Genomic DNA, 16,151 nt, shown 5'->3' with positions numbered 1-16,151 from the left:
CCGCTGGCCCAACTCCCGCTCGGATGATTTCCATTCGCCAAGAGTCACGGCTCGGACCGCGCAACCAGCGCCGGCGCGACCGCATGCAAGCAGGGCTGTCAGAGGAGGTTCCTCGCCAGAACGTAGCCGCAGCACACGCAGGCGACGACGCCGAGACAGCCCGCGAGGCGACCAGGCAGGGAGCGGCTCCTAACCGCCCGATGGACGAAGACCGCGGCGATCACCGGCGTCGCCGAGTAGGCGACGAAGGTCGCGAGCTGCGTGAGAAATTTCCCAACTTCCATTTCCTAATCCATTCAGATGAACACTCTGGAATTTTCGACCTTCACAGTGGCGTGGGCGGGAGCCGCCCTCGCTTGGGTCGGCGCATTCAGCAGCATCAGGACCGCAAAGGCGGACCTGGCCAAGGTCGTCGCCGTGGATGTCAGCTCGGCCGGAACAGGCGTGGTGCTGCAGGTGCGGAACGTGGGGAGCAAAGGCGCGACCGACGTGCAGGTCTGGCTGGGCGACACCATGCTCGCCTTCAGAGGATGGATAATCGCCGGCGAGTTCTGGCAGGTAGGCATCCCTGCGAACGCTGGAGCTCCGCGATTACCATCACCAGCGTCGATACGTCCGGGAAGTCCAGGTCGGAGGCCTACGTCACCACGGCCAATCCGGGCGGATCCGGGCTTTCCCGCTAGGTCGTCGTCGCGGGCCCTCCGCCGCACTGACCCTGCGATCGCTCTCGCTTCGCGTCCATCAGGAGGTCGGCCCGCCTCTCCAGCGCCTTGAGCCCCGGGAGCCTGATCGGCAGCAGGTCCTTGCCCAGCAACGCGCGCGCCGCGTTCACGCGCTCGGCGCGGTGCCAGATCTGAACCTGCAGCCAGAAGCCGCCGTAGCTGAACCACCCCCGGTCGATGTCGACCTCGATCTGCACCAGCCGGTCGATGATCTTCGGCATCGGCACCCCTTCGTAGAGCTCGATTGCCAGCAGATCGACGTCCTCGCCGCGCTCGATCCCCGGAGGCCTGTCTGGGGTGGCCGCGACGATCTCGATGGCGCGCGTCGTGAAGCCGACGTCTTCGGGATCGAACATGCGCGAGGCGACCTCGGCGAACTGCTCGGCCAGGATCATGCGCGTCCCCAGCGAAGTCTCCGGCGGGACGCCAAGGGGGTCGTCGACGAACTCGGTTGCCCCCATCCATTCCGGATACTCCGCCGGGTCGGCGTGGCGCCACTTCCACATGGAAAGGGCCAGGCCGCTGCGCCAGACGGGACCGACCGCCGCGACCGTTCCGAAGCCGACGCGTCCGTCGCGGACGATGGCCGAGCCCTTCGTTCGCCCCATCACCTCTGACCGGATTTCATCGAACATCCTGCGATGCTTCTCGATGATGAAGTGGCTGACTCCGGGATCTTTGAACGGATACTGCTTCAACGCCTGTTCCTTCCGTTGGAGTGAGTCGGTGGTCTCGCTCACCCGCCTGCGTCGGTGCCGAGACCGGGGATCGAGCGACGCTGCGATCCTATCGATAGTCCGCCTGCATCATGGGGGGCGCTTCAGGACGATGGGGCTGCAGCGAGGACGCCATCACCGAAAGCAGCTTGTGGGTGAGCTCCTTCGCGCTGCTGTTCCCGGCGATCTCGGACCATGCGTCCCACCGGTCCATTCGAAAGCAGATCCATTCGAAGAAGTTGTCGCGGGCGAGCTCGGTCTCGAAGGCGAGCGCCCATACGGTCTGCTTCAGCGGCACCGGTCCGTCGCCGCGCCGCGTCAGGATCACCGAAGGCCGGCCGGCGTCCATCTGCCGCATGAAGCAGACGTCCCAGGTCATCGCGGTCCTCTCGACCCTCGCCAGCCGCTCCTCGCGCTCTTCCGGCCCGAGCCCGACCTCGAGGAGGTCGCGGACGGTCATGCCCGACGGTCGGCGCTGGCGCATCGAATATGGTCGCGTCGCGTGCAGCATCGCAAGCGCCGACCAGCCCTCGGGGGTCACCAGCGTTTCGATGCCCGGATCGCCCGACCTGCCGAGGAGGCCCGCTGCGAACATCCAGTCGTAGATGATCCCGCGGAAGAGGCGGCTGCCGGAGAACAGGTCCGCGACCTCCTCGGGCTCCTGGACGTATGCGCGACGCGCACGGGTGGCGAGCACGGCATGCACCAGCTCGAGATGCTCGGGCGGCGGCTCCTTGTCGTCGGCCTGCATGCCGAGCCGACCCTTCCAGAAGGCGGACCGCAGCGTCCGCCACTGCTCGCCGGTCTGGTCGTCGACGAACACCGGGGCGCCGCGGACGCTCTGGACGCGGAGCCAGTAGCCCCACGGGAGTTCGGGATCGATCTGCTCGGGGGGCATCGCTCACGCCCTCCAGTGGTCGTGCAGGTCGTAGGCGGCGGTGGCGGGACCGGGGTCCGCTTCCGTTGGGTGCCTCCCCTGCTCGACGGCCTTCAGCTGGAGCGCCAGGCGCAAGCACTCTCGATAGACGAAGTGCTCATCCTTGTAGGTGGCGGCGTTTACGCCGTGGACGGGCTCGTTCGTGTGCACGATGCCATAGGCTCCCGGCCAGACGTCGCCGGGCTGGTTGCAGGAGAAGCCGAGCCACCAGGCGTCGTCGTGCGCCTTCGCCGCGTCTTTCTCGTATATCTTTTCGGGGCGCCGGACGATCTCACGCACGTGACAGATGCTGCGATACTCAGGCTCGTGCCGCTGACAGTCGCGTGCGTAGTCGAGCCCGCCGTGGATGCCGATCTGGTATCCGATGAGCGAACCGGTCGAGCGGCCGAAGAAGGGATGGCTGGGCGGCACGCCGACGAAGCCGCGCAGGTGCATCCCCCTCGCGTCGCGCAGGATGATGCAGGCGTAGCCGGTCATCGGGTCGGTCCAAGCGACCTTGTCGGCCTCCAGCTCCCAGGGCCCGCCCTTGGGCTTGCGGATGTCAGGATTGCGGAAGGCGGCTTCGACGCGGACCAGTTCGCTCCCGAACTGCCGCTCGAGGGGCTGATTCGTGGGAACGACGGCGAGGCGCGTTGGCTTCTTTTTGGTTGGCAAGCTCGTTCTCCAGTGGGTGGCTGGAGAATGTGAGGAGCGAGCGGCCGCGCTAGCTAGGACCCATCGTGGTCAGGGTCTTTTGACCCTCTGGGCAAACGTACGGCGGCAAAGGATAGGTTTTTTGGATGCCCGACAAGGACTCGAACCTTGATTGACGGAGTCAGAGTCCGCTCTCTTACCATTAGAGGATCGGGCAATAATGGAGGCGGGCGTCTAGTCCGGGTGTGCGGGGCATGTCAACCGGTTATGGCGACATGCCTTGTCGTTTCCGCGATGAGCCGTTACCTTCGCGGCCAAGCACCGAGCGGCCGGTTCGCGGTCGTGACGGACGAGAACGATAAGAAGAAAGTTACGGCCGTGGGGGATGTATCCGCCCAAGGGCCGTACGGACCGCGTGCCCACGCGCCCCGTCCGGCCCCCCGATCGCCAGCGCATGGCCGCTGGCCGCAGGCGCGTCACTATGCCGCGCTGGATCTCGGTACGAATAACTGCCGCCTGCTGATCGCGCGCCCGCAGGGCCAGGGCTTCGCGGTGGTCGACGCGTTCAGCCGAATCGTCCGCCTGGGCGAAGGGCTCGCCGCGACGGGCAAGCTCAGCGACGAGGCTATCGAACGGACCATCGCCGCGTTGCGGGTCTGCGCCGACAAGCTGAAGCGCCGCGACGTGGCGCTCGCCCGGTCGGTCGCGACCGAGGCCTGCCGCCGGGCGTCGAACGGCCCCGACTTCATCCAGCGCGCCTATCGCGAGACGGGCATCATGCTCGACATCATCTCCGCCGAGGAAGAGGCGCGGCTGGCGGTGCTGGGCTGTCACGCGCTGATCGAACCGGGTGAAGGCGCGGCGCTGGTATTCGACATCGGCGGCGGGTCGACCGAGCTGGTGCTGATCGACACCCGGACGGAAACGCCGACCGTGCTCGACTGGCACAGCGCGCCATGGGGCGTGGTGTCGCTGACCGAAAGCGTCGGGCCGGCGGGACCGGACACCTATGCCGAGATGCGCGCGCTGGTGCGGGCGAGTTTCGCCGCCTTCGCCGCCCGCCTGCCCGACGACGTCACAGGGCGGCGATTGCTGGGGACGTCGGGAACGGTGACGACGCTGGCGAGCGTCCACCTGGGCCTCGACAGCTACGACCGTTCAGCGGTCGACGGACTTATCATGCCGGCCGGCGCCATGCGCGACGTCAGTCGGCGAATCGCCTCGCTCGACGTGGCCGGCCGTGCGAAGGTGCCGTGCATCGGCCCCGAGCGCGCTGACCTGGTCGTCGCGGGCTGCGCGATATTGGAGGAAATCCTGGACATCTGGCCCGCCGAACAACTCGGCATCGCCGACCGCGGTATCCGCGAGGGAATCCTGCGCCGTCTGATGGGGGCGCGGAAGTGAGCCGGGACGGCGGCGGCCTGCACACCCGCGTCAAGACGGCGCGCGGGCGCACACCCCAGTCGACGCGCTGGCTGGAGCGTCAGCTGAACGACCCTTATGTCAAGCGCGCCAAGGCGGAGGGCTATCGCAGCCGCGCGGCGTACAAGCTGATCGAACTCGACGAACGCTTCACCATCCTGCGCGGTGCGCGGCGCGTCGTCGATCTCGGCATCGCACCCGGCGGCTGGTCGCAGGTCGTACGCAAGAAATGCCCGAAGGCGGCGGTGGTCGGCATCGACCTGTTGCCGGTCGACCCGATCGACGGCGTCACCATCTTCCAGATGGACTTCATGGACGACAAGGCGCCCGATACGCTAATCGAGGCGCTGGGCGGCGCGCCGGACCTCGTCATCTCCGACATGGCAGCGAACACGGTCGGCCATCCGCAGACGGACGCGCTGCGCACGATGGCGCTGGTCGAAACCGGCCTCGCCTTCGCCGTCGACGTGCTGGAGAAGGGCGGGACCTTCGTCGCGAAGGTCTTCGCGGGCGGTGCCGATTCGGCGCTGGTGGCGGAAATGAAGCGCAATTTCACGAGCGTGAAACATGCCAAGCCCCCGGCGAGCCGCAAGGGGTCGAGCGAATGGTATGTAGTCGCGCAGGGGTTCAAGGGGAGAGCAGCGGAATAGCATAGCTATTCCGCGTCCAGGCTCGACCCCGGCCGGCGTCCTGAAACGACGTCCGACGACGCGGCTTCGCCGCGGCGGGGTTTGCGAAACCGCCACCTCTTCATTCGTGTTGGCTTTGTCGAAGCACCGGTTTCGATCAGCCCCTCCGGCGCTCGCGGAACGAAGAACGGTGCTTCGACAAGCTCAGCACGACGGAGAGAGTTCAGTCCGAACGGATAGAGCGCACCTCGCTCCCCAATTCGTTCGCCCTGAGCCTGTCGAAGGGCCGTTCTGCGATACACGCGCCGAAACATCGCGGCACGAAGTCCGGCGCCTCGACACTCGCCGGCCCTACCGCTTGGTGAGCTTCATCACCTTGCCGTTCGACCCACGGCCGCCGTCCTCCAACACCCAGATCGCCCCGTCCGGCCCTTGGTCCGCATCGCGGATGCGCGTGCCCATCGGCCACTGGTCGCCCTTCGCCGCGGACGTGCCGTTCACGTCGACCCGGATCAGCGCCTTCGACGACAGCCCGCCGATGAACAGGTCGCCCTGCCACTCCGGGAACATCGCGCCGGTGTAGAGCAGCAGCCCACCCGGCGAGATCACCGGGTTCCACCAGACCTTGGGCGCTTCGAACCCGTCACCCGGCGCATGATCGGGGATGTCGTCGGTCGCCGCGCCATAGTTGCGGCCGTTGGACACTTTGGGATAGCCATAGTTGCGGCCCGGCAGGATCAGGTTGACCTCGTCCCCGCCCTCGGGACCCATTTCCTGCTCCCACGGATTGCCGGCCCGATCGAAGGCGATGCCGAGCAGGTTGCGGTGGCCGTAGGACCAGACGGCGGGATGGAATCCCTTGGCGGTCAGCCCCGGATCGCCCGCCGGCTTTCCGTCGAGCGTCAGGCGCAGCACCTTGCCAAGCGTCGCCTTGGGGTCCTGTGCCGGCGTGAACTTCTGCCGCTCGCCGTTGGTGAAGAACAGGTGGCGGCCGTCGGGTGCGAAGGCGATGCGGCCCGAATAATGGCCGTTGCCATCGACGAACGGCGTCGCGCGGAACAGTTCGGTGATGCCGGTCAGCTGCTCGGCACCCGCCGCGCCCGACAGGACGCCACGCGCCAGCACCACGCCCTTGCCGCCGGCACCTGCCGTCGAATAGCTGAAATAGACCTGGCGGTTCTGCGCGAAGCCCGGCGCGGCGACGACATCCATCAGCCCGCCCTGCCCCGCGCTGTCGACGAGGATCGTCGCCACGGTGCGCTTCTGCTTGCCGTCCGCCGAGAGCAGCAGCATCTGCCCCGCCTTCTCCGTCACCAGCATCCGACCATCCGGCAGGAAGGTCATCGCCCAGGGCGCATCGAGGTCGGCGACCTCCGTCACCGTGAACGGCAGGCCGGCGGCCGGCGACGCAGCCTGGGGCGCGGGGGCGGTGCCATTCTGCGCATTGCCCGGTGTGGCTTCGGTACAGGCGATGAGCGTCGTGGCGAGCGCGATTGCGGTCAGGCGCATGAACGGTTTCCCTATGATCTGGATCGGTTCCGCAACGCCCGAGCCCGATCCCGGTTGCGCGCGCCGTCCGGCGGCGGACACGTTGACCTTTGGTTAACCATCCGCGCCTACCTCTGATCGCGCTCCAGCGAGAGGCGCGCATGTCGTATATCGATCCCACGGCCAAGGTCTTTGCCGCCACCCGCGCGGCACCATGGCCGGAGGTGCGCCCGCTGCTGTCACTGATCGTGCCGGTGCAGGACGAGGAAGCCGCGATCGCGCCGTTCGTCGCGCGGGTCGTCCCGATCCTCGATGCGCTGGCCGCGGACGAGGGCTGGGAAATCCTGTTCGTCGACGACGGCAGCACCGACGCGACGCTGCCCGCGATTTTCGCCGCACGCGCCCTCTACCCCTCGATCCGCTGTCTGTCGCTGTCGCGCAATTTCGGCAAGGAAGCCGCGCTCAGCGCCGGGCTCGATCGCGTCCGCGGCCGCGCGGTCGTACCGATCGACGTCGACCTCCAGGACCCGCCCGAAGTCCTCGATCAGATGCTCGACGCCTGGCGCGCGGGGAACGAGGTGGTGCTGGGCATCCGTCGCTCGCGCTCGACCGACGGCTGGCTGAAGCGACGCACCGCCGACCTCTTCTACCGCGCGCACAACCGGCTGTCGCGCGACAAAATTCCGGCGCACGCCGGCGACTTCCGCCTGCTCGACGCCCGGGTCGTCGATGTCATCCGCGCGATGCCGGAACGCAACCGCTTCATGAAAGGCCTGTTCGCCTGGGGCGGCTTTCGCCAGGCCAGCGTCGAATATGACCGCGCCGAACGCGCGAACGGCACGACGAAGTTCAACTATTGGCGGCTATGGACGCTGGCGCTCGACGGCATCACCTCGTCCTCGACCATGCCGCTGCGCATCTGGAGCTATGTCGGCGGCATCGTCGCGCTCGCCGCCATGACCTATGCCGCGGGCATCGCGATCAAGACGCTGCTTTTCGGGTCGAGCGTCGCGGGCTATCCTTCGCTGTTCGTCGCGGTGACCTTCCTCGGCGGTATCCAGCTGCTGTCGCTCGGCGTGCTCGGCGAATATGTCGGCCGCATCCTGATCGAGGCGAAAGGTCGTCCGCTCTACGTCGTTCGCGACGCGATCGGGTTCGACTGAGGCGATTCCCGAGCGCACGCGGCTAGCCGCTTGCGCGGACAGGGGCTTCGCTCTATATCGCGCTTGCCTTCTCGACATCGTCATACATGCCGAGGCTGGTCCCACCGGGGCCGGCAGCGAGGCTGCATGGACGTTTGGAGAAGAACCGCTTGGTCGACATCGCGAACCTGACCGCGCTCATTGAACCCGAGGCCAAGGCTTTGGGGCTGGACCTCGTGCGCGTGAAGATGTTCGGCGGCCAGTCCGACCCGACATTGCAGGTGATGGCGGAGCGGCCCGACACCCGCCAGCTGACGATCGACGACTGCGCCGACCTGTCGCGCCGCATTTCCGACGTGTTCGACGCGCTGGAAGAGGCGGGCAAGGATCCGATCGACTATGCCTATCGCCTCGAAGTATCCTCCCCCGGCATCGACCGCCCGCTGACGCGGTTGAAGGACTATGCCGACTGGGCGGGCCATGAAGCACGCGTGACGCTGACCGAGAAGGTCGACGGCCGCAAGCAGCTGAACGGCACGCTCGCCGGCGTGGAAGGCGATGCCGTCACTGTCGACGTCCGCGGGCATCAGCCGATGACCGTCGCCTTCGACCAGATTTCCGATGCGAAGCTCGTCATCACCGACGAGCTGATCGCCGCCACCGCACCCCTGTCGGCCGATGGCGCCGACAAGATCATCGAAACAGAGGAATAACCCGCATGGCCTCGTCCCCCTCCGGCGGCATCACCGCCAACCGCGCCGAACTGATCGCGATCGCCGATTCGGTCGCGAAGGAGAAGCTGATCGACAAGGCCATCGTCATCGAGGCGATGGAGGACGCGATCCAGCGCGCCGCCAAGAACCGCTACGGCTCGGAAAACGACATTCGCGCCAAGCTCGACCCGAACACTGGCGACCTGCGCCTGTGGCGCGTGGTCGAAGTGGTCGAGGTCGTCGACGACTATTTCAAGCAGGTCGACCTGAAGGGCGCGCAGAAGCTCCAGAAAGACGCGCAGGTCGGCGACTTCATCGTCGATCCGCTGCCCCCGATCGAATTCGGTCGCATCCAGGCGCAGGCATCCAAGCAGATCATCTTCCAGAAGGTCCGCGATGCCGAGCGCGAGCGCCAGTATGAAGAGTTCAAGGACCGCCAGGGCGAGATCATTATCGGCGTCGCCAAGCGCGTCGAATTCGGTCACATCGTCGTCGACCTCGGCCGCGCGGAAGGCGTCATCCGCCGCGACCAGCAGATTCCGCGCGAACTCGTCCGCGTCGGCGACCGCGTCCGCAGCCTGATCAAGGAAGTGCGCCGCGAGAACCGCGGTCCGCAAATCATGCTCAGCCGCGCGCACCCTGACTTCATGAAGAAGCTGTTCGCGCAGGAAGTGCCCGAAATCTACGACGGTATCATCGAGATCAAGGCCGCCGCCCGTGACCCGGGCAGCCGCGCGAAGATCGGCGTCATCAGCCATGACTCGGGCATCGATCCGGTCGGCGCCTGCGTCGGCATGAAGGGCAGCCGCGTGCAGGCGGTCGTCCAGGAAATGCAGGGTGAGAAGATCGACATCATCCCTTGGTCGCCCGACACCGCGACCTTCGTCGTCAACGCGCTGCAGCCGGCAAACGTCGCGCGCGTCGTGATCGACGAGGAAGAGGATCGCATCGAAGTCGTCGTTCCCGACGATCAGCTGAGCCTGGCCATCGGCCGCCGCGGCCAGAACGTGCGCCTGGCGTCGCAGCTGACCGGCAAGGCGATCGACATCCTGACCGAGACCGATTCGAGCGAGAAGCGGCAGCAGGAATTCGTCCAGAACAGCGAGACGTTCCAGAACGAACTCGACGTCGACGAGACGCTGGCCCAGCTGCTGGTCGCCGAAGGCTTCAGCGCGCTCGAAGAGGTCGCCTATGTCGAGCTCGACGAACTGGCGAGCATCGAAGGCTTCGATGAGGATCTGGCCCAGGAACTCCAGAGCCGTGCCGCCGAAGCGCTCGAGCGTCGCGAAACCGCGCAGCGTGAAGAGCGTCGCGCGCTGGGCGTCGAGGACGCTCTGGCCGAACTGCCCTACCTGACCGAAGCGATGCTGGTCACGCTGGGCAAGGCGGGCATCAAGACGCTCGACGACCTGGCCGATCTCGCGACCGACGAACTGATCGCCAAGAAGCGGCAGGAACCGCGCCGCCGCGCCGACGCCGACAAGCCGGCACCGCAGCGCGAGGGCGACAAGGGCGGCGTGCTCGGCAGCTACGGCCTGTCGGAAGAGCAGGGCAACGAGATCATCATGGCCGCCCGCGCGCACTGGTTCGCGGACGAAGAGGACACTGGCGCGTCGCCGGCTCAGGAGGACGCGCATGCGGAATCCGGGCAATGACACGGGTCGGCTGACCAGCACCGTAAGCTGTCATCCCGGACTTGATCCGGGATCCAGAGTCACAGGCGTCGCCGTTCGTGGCACTGGATGCCGGATCAAGTCCGGCATGACGATGGGAGGTGTGGCATGAACGACCGCACCTGCATCCTGTCGCGCGAATCATCGCCGCGCGAGGGCCTGATCCGTCTTGCCCTGTCGCCCGATGGCGAGATCGCGCCGGATGTGCGCGCCAAGGCGCCCGGCCGCGGCGCGTGGATCGGCGTGACGCGCGCGGAATTGGAAACCGCGATCGCCAAGGGCAAGCTTCGCGGTGCACTGGCCCGCGCCTTCAAGGGCGAGAAGCTAACGGTTCCCGACGACCTGCCCGTACGGATCGCGCAGCAGCTTGAACGCCACGCACTGGATCGACTCGGGCTGGAGGCAAAGGCCGGGCACCTGCTGATCGGTGCGGAACGGATCGAAACGGCGGCACGTAGCGGGCAACTGCATCTGCTGCTTCACGCGTCCGACGCACGTCCCGATGGCGCCGCGAAGCTGGCCCAGGCATGGCGTGTCGGGTCGGATCGTGAAGGCACCGACCTCAAGGGCTTGGTTTTGCCGGTGACCCGCACCACATTGTCCGTGGCGTTGGGCCGCGAAAATGTGGTACATGCCGGTTTGACGGACGCCCAGGCGGCCAGGCGGGTGCGCGACGCGCTGACCCGCTGGCTGCATTTTATCGGACCCGAACGTGCCGCTGAACCTTGCGCCGACGACGCGCGAGGCCCATCGGCACCCGAAATTACGGCCGACCCGACCGCGGGTTCGGCGAGCACAGGAATTTGAGCGAGCGCATGAGCGACACCGACAACGACAAGCCGAAACTCGGGATGCGCCAGCCGCTGGGGCTGAAGCGCACGGTCGAGACCGGCAAGGTGAAGCAGAGCTTCAGCCACGGCCGCAGCAATACGGTGGTGGTCGAAGTGAAGCGCCGCCGCATGCTCGGCCCGCAAGGTTCGCAGCCGGCCGAGACGGCCGTGCCGGAGGCTCCGGCCGCCGCGCCTGCGCCGACTCCGGCAGCAGCCACCCCCGCCCCGCGTCCCGCACCCGCCGACAATCTGTCGCCGCAGGAACGCCAGGCGAAGCTGCTGCGCGAGGCCGAAGAGCAGCGCATGACCGCGCTCGAGGACGCACGCCGTCGCGAGGAGCAGGCCCGTATCCAGGCCGCCGAGGACGAGAAGCGCCGCGCTGCCGAGCGTGCCGCCGCCGAAGCCGCGCCGAAGGCCGAGCCCGAACCGGCTCCGGCCCCGGAACCCGCGCCGGAGCCGACCCCGGCACCCGCGCCGATGCCCGCCCCCGCGCCCGTTGCAGAAACGCAGGCACCGGCTCCGACCCCGGCTCCAGTCGCCGCCGCTCCGGCCCCGACGCCGACCCCGGCCTCCGCGCCCGCCCCGGCTCCTGCGCGCGAGCCGATCACGCTGACCGCCGACGCCACCCGTCCGGCGCCGCGTCGCTTCACGCCCGTGCCGCGCCCGGAAATCCCGAAGCCCGCGCCCAAGCCCGAGCCGGCGCCTGCCCCCGCGGCAACGGCGTCGTCTACGGGTCCTTCGGCCGGCGCGCCGCAGCAGCAGTCGCGCTCGATGCCCTCGGGCGTCGCGACCCCGCGCAACAATGCCGCCCCGGCGCGTCCGCAGCAGCGCGATCGCAAGGGTGACGAGCGTCGTGGCGGCAAGCTGACCGTCACGCGCGCGCTGAACGAGGACGGCGCTCGCGCCCGCAGCCTCGCCGCGCTGAAGCGTGCCCGCGAGAAGGAAAAGCGTGGCTTCGGCGGCCCGCGCGAGCCGCAGGCCAAGCAGGTCCGCGACGTGCAGGTGCCGGAAACGATCACCGTCGGCGAACTCGCCAACCGTATGGCGGAGCGCGGTGCGGACCTGGTGAAGGCGCTGTTCAAGATGGGTTCGCCCGTCACGATCAACGCCACGATCGATCAGGACACCGCCGAGTTGCTGGTGACCGAATTCGGCCACAACATCGTTCGCGTCAGCGATTCGGACATCGACCTCGTCACCGATACCGTCGAGGATGCGCCCGAAAGCCTGCGCCCACGTCCGCCGGTCGTGACCATCATGGGCCACGTCGACCACGGCAAGACCTCGCTGCTCGATGCCCTGCGCGGCACCGACGTCGTGCGCGGTGAAGCCGGCGGCATCACCCAGCATATCGGTGCCTATCAGGTGACGCTGAAGGACAAGTCGAAGATCACCTTCCTTGACACGCCGGGCCACGAGGCGTTCACCGCCATGCGCGCCCGCGGTGCCGACGTGACCGACATCGTGGTGCTGGTGGTCGCCGCCGACGACGGGCTGATGCCGCAGACGATCGAGGCGATCAATCATACCAAGGCGGCCGGCAAGCCGATGATCGTCGCGATCAACAAGATCGACAAGCCGGAGGCCAATGCCCAGCGCGTACGCGAGCGTCTGCTCGAACATGACGTGCAGGTCGAAGCCATGGGCGGCGAGACGCAGGACGTCGAAGTGTCGGCCAAGAACCGCACCGGCCTTGAGGACCTGATCGAGAAGATCCAGCTTCAGGCCGAGCTGATGGAGCTGACCGCCAACCCCGATCGCGCCGCCGAAGGCAGCGTGATCGAGGCGAAGCTCGACAAGGGCCGCGGTCCTGTCGCGACGGTGCTCGTCACCCGCGGCACGCTGAAGGTCGGCGACGTGTTCGTCGTCGGCGCCGAAAGCGGCAAGGTCCGTGCGATCGTCGACGACAAGGGCCGCCAGATGAAGTCGGCCGATCCGTCGATGCCGGTCGAAGTGCTGGGCATCACCGGCACGCCGTCGGCGGGAGACACGCTGAGCGTCGTCGAGAACGAGGCGCGTGCGCGTGAAGTCGCCGAATATCGCCAGGGCGTCCTGACGCAGAAGCGCACGACCTCGGCGCCCGCCAGCCTGGAATCGATGTTCTCGGCGCTGAAGGCCAAGCAGGCGATCGAATATCCGCTGGTCGTGAAGGCGGATACGCAAGGCACCGTCGAGGCGATCGTCGCCGCGATCAACAAGATCTCGACCGACGATATCCGCGCCCGCATCCTGCATTCGGGCGTCGGCGGCATCACCGAGAGCGACGTGAACATGGCGGCCGCCAGCGGCGCCCCGATCATCGGCTTCAACGTGCGTCCGAACGCGAACGCGCGCCAGATCGCCGAGCGGCATAAGGTCGCGCTGAAGTACTATGACGTTATCTACGACCTGACCGACGAAATCCGCGCCGGCATGGCGGGGCAGCTGGGTCCGGAAGCGTTCGAAACCGTCGTCGGCCGCGCCGAAATCCGCGAAGTCTTCTCGGCGGGCAAGCACGGCAAGGCGGCCGGTTTGCTCGTCACCGAAGGCGTCATTCGCAAGGCGCTCAAGGCGCGCATCACCCGGGCCGATGTCATCATCTACCAGGGCGAAATCGCCTCGCTGCGCCGCTTCAAGGATGACGTTGCCGAAGTGCGCGCGGGCCTCGAATGCGGTGTCACGTTCAGCCAGAACTTCACCGACATTAAGGCCGGCGACTATCTGGAAACGTTCGAAGTCGAGCTGCGCGAGCGGACTCTTTGATCTGAAGTCCCTCTCCCATCGGGAGAGGGAGGGAGCTGCCGAAGGCAGCGGAAGGGTGAGGGCAGGTGAGGACGCTGATCGCGACCCTCACCCTCCCACTCGGCTTCGCCGAGCGGGCCCCTCCCTCTCCCGCTGGGAGAGGGCCAATGAAGAACGACCAACCCGAAAAATCCGTCCGCACGCTGCGCGTCGGCGAGCAGGTCCGCCATATCCTGAGCGAAATCCTGCAGCGCGGCGACGTGCATGACGATGTGCTGACCAGCCATGTCGTCAGCATCACCGAAGTGCGCATGTCCCCCGACCTGCGCCACGCGACCGTGTTCGTGAAGCCGCTGCTCGGCAAGGACGAAGAGGCCGTGCTGAAGGCGTTGCGCACCAACACCGCCTATCTCCAGCGCGAAGTCGCGCACCGCGTGAAGATGAAATACGCCGCGCGGCTGAAATTCCTGGCCGACGAAAGCTTCGACGAGGGCAGCCACATCGACAAGATCCTGCGCTCGGATCAGGTGGCGCGCGACCTGGATAGCGACTAGCGTCCGGGCCCAATGGCCAAGCTCTATTTCTACTACGCCAGCATGAACGCGGGGAAGTCGACGACCCTGCTTCAGGCGGATTTCAACTACCGCGAGCGGGGCATGCGGACGATGCTGTTCACCGCGGCGATCGACGATCGCTTTGCGGCGCGGACGATCACGTCGCGGATCGGCTTGGCCATGCCCGCGATCGCGTTCGACGGCGCGACCGATATCGGCGCGTGCGTCGCCGAAGAGAACGACCGCGCGAAAGTCGATTGCGTGCTGGTCGACGAAGCGCAGTTCCTGACCCCCGAGCAGGTCGCGCAGCTGGCTTGGGTCTGCGACGTCGTCGGTATTCCCGTGCTCGCCTATGGGCTGCGCACCGATTTCCAGGGCGCGCTGTTTCCCGGTTCGGCGCGGCTGCTGGCGGTTGCCGACTCGCTGGTCGAGATCAAGTCGGTGTGCCTGTGCGGGCGCAAGGCGACGATGAATGCGCGGATCGGTGCCGATGGGCGCGCCGCAAGCGAAGGCGCGCAGACCGAGATCGGCGGCAACGACCGCTATGTCGCATTGTGTCGCCGCCATTTCGCCGAGGCGCTGGCCGGCACGCTGGTGCTGGCGCGTGACTGACGTGCACGGCTGGATCATCCTCGACAAGCCGCTGGGCTTGGGCTCGACGCAAGGCGTGTCCGCGGTGAAGCGAGCGCTCAGGCAGGGCAGCTATGGCAAGGCGAAGGTCGGGCATGGCGGGACGCTCGACCCCCTGGCGACAGGCGTGCTGCCGATCGCGGTCGGCGAGGCGACGAAGCTCGCCGGGCGGATGCTCGACAGCAACAAGGTCTATGATTTTACGGTTCGGTTCGGGGTGCAGACCGATACGCTCGACACCGAGGGCGCGGTGATCTCGGAAAGTAGCGTGCGGCCGACGCTGGCTGACCTGGTGGCGGTGCTGACGCGCTTCACTGGGCCGATTGCGCAGGTGCCGCCGAAATATTCGGCGCTGAAGGTGGACGGCGCGCGGGCGTACGACTTGGCACGGGCGGGCGAGGATGTGGTTCTCGCGAGCCGGGATGTGGTGGTGCACGGCATCAAGCTCCTCCCCGGCACGGGGAGGGGGATTGCCGGCGAAGCGGGTGGTGGAGGGGCCGAGCCGCAAGGAACGTCCTCTATGGAGCCCCCCCTCCACCAGCCTGCGGCTGGTCCCCCTCCCCGTGCCGGGGAGGAGTTGGACGAGGCCACGTTTTCCGTCCATGTCTCGAAGGGCACCTACATCCGCAGTCTCGCCCGGGACATTGCAGCAGCCCTCGGCACGGTGGGCCATGTCACCATGCTCCGCCGCACCAAGGCCGGGCCGTTCACCCTGCCGCAAGCGATATCACTGGACTTTCTCGACGAAACCGCTAAGGCCCGCACCCTTGAACAGATACTCCTGCCGCTGAGGGCTGGGCTGGACGACATCCCGGCTCTACCCCTCGACCCCGACCAGGCAGGGGCGCTCCGACAGGGGCGTGTGCTGGTCGGGATCGCCGAAGACGATGGCCAATATTTCGCGCTCTTGGAGAACACTCCGGTCGCGCTGGTCGAGGTCATTCACGGGGAAGCCCGTGTCGTCCGCGGTTTCAATCTTTGAGAATGATGTCGAGGAACTGGATTTTATGACGATTACCGCAGAGCGCCGCCAGGAAGTCATCAAGGAACACGCCCGCGCCGAAGGCGATACCGGGTCGACCGAAGTCCAGGTCGCAATCCTGACCGAGCGCATCCGCAACCTGACCGAGCATTTCAAGGGCCACGCGAAGGACAACCACTCGCGCCGCGGCCTGCTGATGATGGTCAACAAGCGTCGTTCGCTGCTGGATTATCTCCGCAAGTCGGATGGCGATCGTTACCTCGCCCTCATCGCGAAGCTCGGCCTTCGCAAGTGACGAAAAGGCGGCCACTGGCCGCCTTTTTGTCATCCCCGCGCAGGCGGGGATCTAGGGTTGCAGA

Annotated in this window: 15 protein-coding genes and 1 tRNA gene; 11 read left to right on the top strand and 5 right to left on the bottom strand. The window is 67.1% G+C overall.

What is annotated here, in order from left to right:
- Positions 1 to 679 precede the first annotated feature (679 nt).
- From ACFSC3_RS08020 to ACFSC3_RS08005, 4 genes are all read right to left on the bottom strand, one after another.
- Positions 680 to 1,420 (bottom strand): hypothetical protein, encoded by a 741-nt coding sequence (locus tag ACFSC3_RS08020; protein WP_380939886.1) that lies wholly within the window; start codon positions 1,418 to 1,420, stop codon positions 680 to 682.
- An 88-nt stretch (positions 1,421 to 1,508) separates the two neighbouring features.
- Positions 1,509 to 2,336 carry a hypothetical protein gene (locus tag ACFSC3_RS08015; protein WP_380939885.1) on the bottom strand — a complete coding sequence of 276 codons (828 nt, stop codon included), beginning with the start codon at positions 2,334 to 2,336 and terminating at the stop codon, positions 1,509 to 1,511.
- Positions 2,337 to 2,339: 3 nt separating this feature from the next.
- On the bottom strand, positions 2,340 to 3,029 hold the full coding sequence (locus ACFSC3_RS08010) for a hypothetical protein (RefSeq protein WP_380939884.1): 690 nt from the start codon (positions 3,027 to 3,029) through the stop codon (positions 2,340 to 2,342).
- A gap of 122 nt (positions 3,030 to 3,151) precedes the next feature.
- Positions 3,152 to 3,225, bottom strand: a tRNA-Gln gene (locus tag ACFSC3_RS08005).
- A 77-nt stretch (positions 3,226 to 3,302) separates the two neighbouring features.
- Between ACFSC3_RS08005 and ACFSC3_RS08000 the strand changes: the two genes are divergently transcribed.
- Both ACFSC3_RS08000 and ACFSC3_RS07995 read left to right on the top strand, forming a co-directional pair.
- Complete coding sequence (locus tag ACFSC3_RS08000; RefSeq protein ID WP_380939883.1) at positions 3,303 to 4,412, top strand: Ppx/GppA phosphatase family protein; 1,110 nt, start codon at positions 3,303 to 3,305, stop codon at positions 4,410 to 4,412.
- Positions 4,409 to 5,080 (top strand): RlmE family RNA methyltransferase, encoded by a 672-nt coding sequence (locus tag ACFSC3_RS07995; RefSeq protein ID WP_380939882.1) that lies wholly within the window; start codon positions 4,409 to 4,411, stop codon positions 5,078 to 5,080. The genes ACFSC3_RS08000 and ACFSC3_RS07995 overlap by 4 nt, the downstream gene beginning before the upstream one ends.
- Before the next feature lie 330 nt (positions 5,081 to 5,410).
- On the opposite strand, the gene ACFSC3_RS07990 is transcribed toward ACFSC3_RS07995, so the two are convergent.
- On the bottom strand, positions 5,411 to 6,568 hold the full coding sequence (locus tag ACFSC3_RS07990) for a PQQ-dependent sugar dehydrogenase (protein ID WP_380939881.1): 1,158 nt from the start codon (positions 6,566 to 6,568) through the stop codon (positions 5,411 to 5,413).
- A gap of 140 nt (positions 6,569 to 6,708) precedes the next feature.
- On the opposite strand from ACFSC3_RS07990, the gene ACFSC3_RS07985 reads away from it, so the two are divergent.
- The 9 genes from ACFSC3_RS07985 to rpsO all read left to right on the top strand — a co-directional run bounded on the left by ACFSC3_RS07985 (position 6,709) and on the right by rpsO (position 16,087).
- Positions 6,709 to 7,710 (top strand): glycosyltransferase family 2 protein, encoded by a 1,002-nt coding sequence (locus ACFSC3_RS07985; RefSeq protein ID WP_380939880.1) that lies wholly within the window; start codon positions 6,709 to 6,711, stop codon positions 7,708 to 7,710.
- A gap of 149 nt (positions 7,711 to 7,859) precedes the next feature.
- Entirely contained in the window at positions 7,860 to 8,402 is a 543-nt protein-coding gene (gene rimP, locus ACFSC3_RS07980; protein ID WP_380940890.1) for a ribosome maturation protein RimP, read from the top strand.
- Between the two features lie 5 nt (positions 8,403 to 8,407).
- Positions 8,408 to 10,057: a transcription termination factor NusA gene (gene nusA, locus ACFSC3_RS07975; protein ID WP_380939879.1), complete on the top strand. Its 1,650-nt coding sequence runs from the start codon at positions 8,408 to 8,410 to the stop codon at positions 10,055 to 10,057.
- Positions 10,058 to 10,183: 126 nt separating this feature from the next.
- Positions 10,184 to 10,882 (top strand): DUF448 domain-containing protein, encoded by a 699-nt coding sequence (locus ACFSC3_RS07970; RefSeq protein WP_380939878.1) that lies wholly within the window; start codon positions 10,184 to 10,186, stop codon positions 10,880 to 10,882.
- An 8-nt stretch (positions 10,883 to 10,890) separates the two neighbouring features.
- Positions 10,891 to 13,647 (top strand): translation initiation factor IF-2, encoded by a 2,757-nt coding sequence (infB, locus tag ACFSC3_RS07965; protein ID WP_380939877.1) that lies wholly within the window; start codon positions 10,891 to 10,893, stop codon positions 13,645 to 13,647.
- Positions 13,648 to 13,793: 146 nt separating this feature from the next.
- Positions 13,794 to 14,180 carry a 30S ribosome-binding factor RbfA gene (gene rbfA / locus ACFSC3_RS07960; protein WP_380939876.1) on the top strand — a complete coding sequence of 129 codons (387 nt, stop codon included), beginning with the start codon at positions 13,794 to 13,796 and terminating at the stop codon, positions 14,178 to 14,180.
- Positions 14,181 to 14,192: 12 nt separating this feature from the next.
- Positions 14,193 to 14,792, top strand: a complete 600-nt coding sequence (locus ACFSC3_RS07955) for a thymidine kinase (protein ID WP_380939875.1) — start codon at positions 14,193 to 14,195, stop codon at positions 14,790 to 14,792.
- A 1-nt stretch (position 14,793) separates the two neighbouring features.
- Positions 14,794 to 15,792, top strand: a complete 999-nt coding sequence (gene truB, locus ACFSC3_RS07950) for a tRNA pseudouridine(55) synthase TruB (RefSeq protein ID WP_380940889.1) — start codon at positions 14,794 to 14,796, stop codon at positions 15,790 to 15,792.
- A 25-nt stretch (positions 15,793 to 15,817) separates the two neighbouring features.
- Positions 15,818 to 16,087: a 30S ribosomal protein S15 gene (gene rpsO, locus ACFSC3_RS07945; protein ID WP_380939874.1), complete on the top strand. Its 270-nt coding sequence runs from the start codon at positions 15,818 to 15,820 to the stop codon at positions 16,085 to 16,087.
- Positions 16,088 to 16,151 lie beyond the last annotated feature (64 nt).

The sequence above is a fragment of the Sphingomonas floccifaciens genome (genome assembly GCF_042681125.1).
GTDB lineage: Bacteria > Pseudomonadota > Alphaproteobacteria > Sphingomonadales > Sphingomonadaceae > Sphingomonas > Sphingomonas floccifaciens.
Note: the sequence above shows the minus strand (reverse complement) of the source record. Positions and strands in the feature narration are given on the sequence as shown.

Coding starts and splice junctions, on each gene's coding strand:
- ACFSC3_RS08000 (WP_380939883.1), top strand. CDS start 3,303: ATGAGCCGTTACCTTCGCGGCCAAGCACCGAGCGGCCGGTTCGCGGTC.
- ACFSC3_RS07970 (WP_380939878.1), top strand. CDS start 10,184: ATGAACGACCGCACCTGCATCCTGTCGCGCGAATCATCGCCGCGCGAG.
- ACFSC3_RS07990 (WP_380939881.1), bottom strand. CDS start 6,568: ATGCGCCTGACCGCAATCGCGCTCGCCACGACGCTCATCGCCTGTACC.
- infB (WP_380939877.1), top strand. CDS start 10,891: ATGAGCGACACCGACAACGACAAGCCGAAACTCGGGATGCGCCAGCCG.
- ACFSC3_RS08015 (WP_380939885.1), bottom strand. CDS start 2,336: ATGCCCCCCGAGCAGATCGATCCCGAACTCCCGTGGGGCTACTGGCTC.
- nusA (WP_380939879.1), top strand. CDS start 8,408: ATGGCCTCGTCCCCCTCCGGCGGCATCACCGCCAACCGCGCCGAACTG.
- rpsO (WP_380939874.1), top strand. CDS start 15,818: ATGACGATTACCGCAGAGCGCCGCCAGGAAGTCATCAAGGAACACGCC.
- rbfA (WP_380939876.1), top strand. CDS start 13,794: ATGAAGAACGACCAACCCGAAAAATCCGTCCGCACGCTGCGCGTCGGC.
- ACFSC3_RS07985 (WP_380939880.1), top strand. CDS start 6,709: ATGTCGTATATCGATCCCACGGCCAAGGTCTTTGCCGCCACCCGCGCG.
- ACFSC3_RS07955 (WP_380939875.1), top strand. CDS start 14,193: ATGGCCAAGCTCTATTTCTACTACGCCAGCATGAACGCGGGGAAGTCG.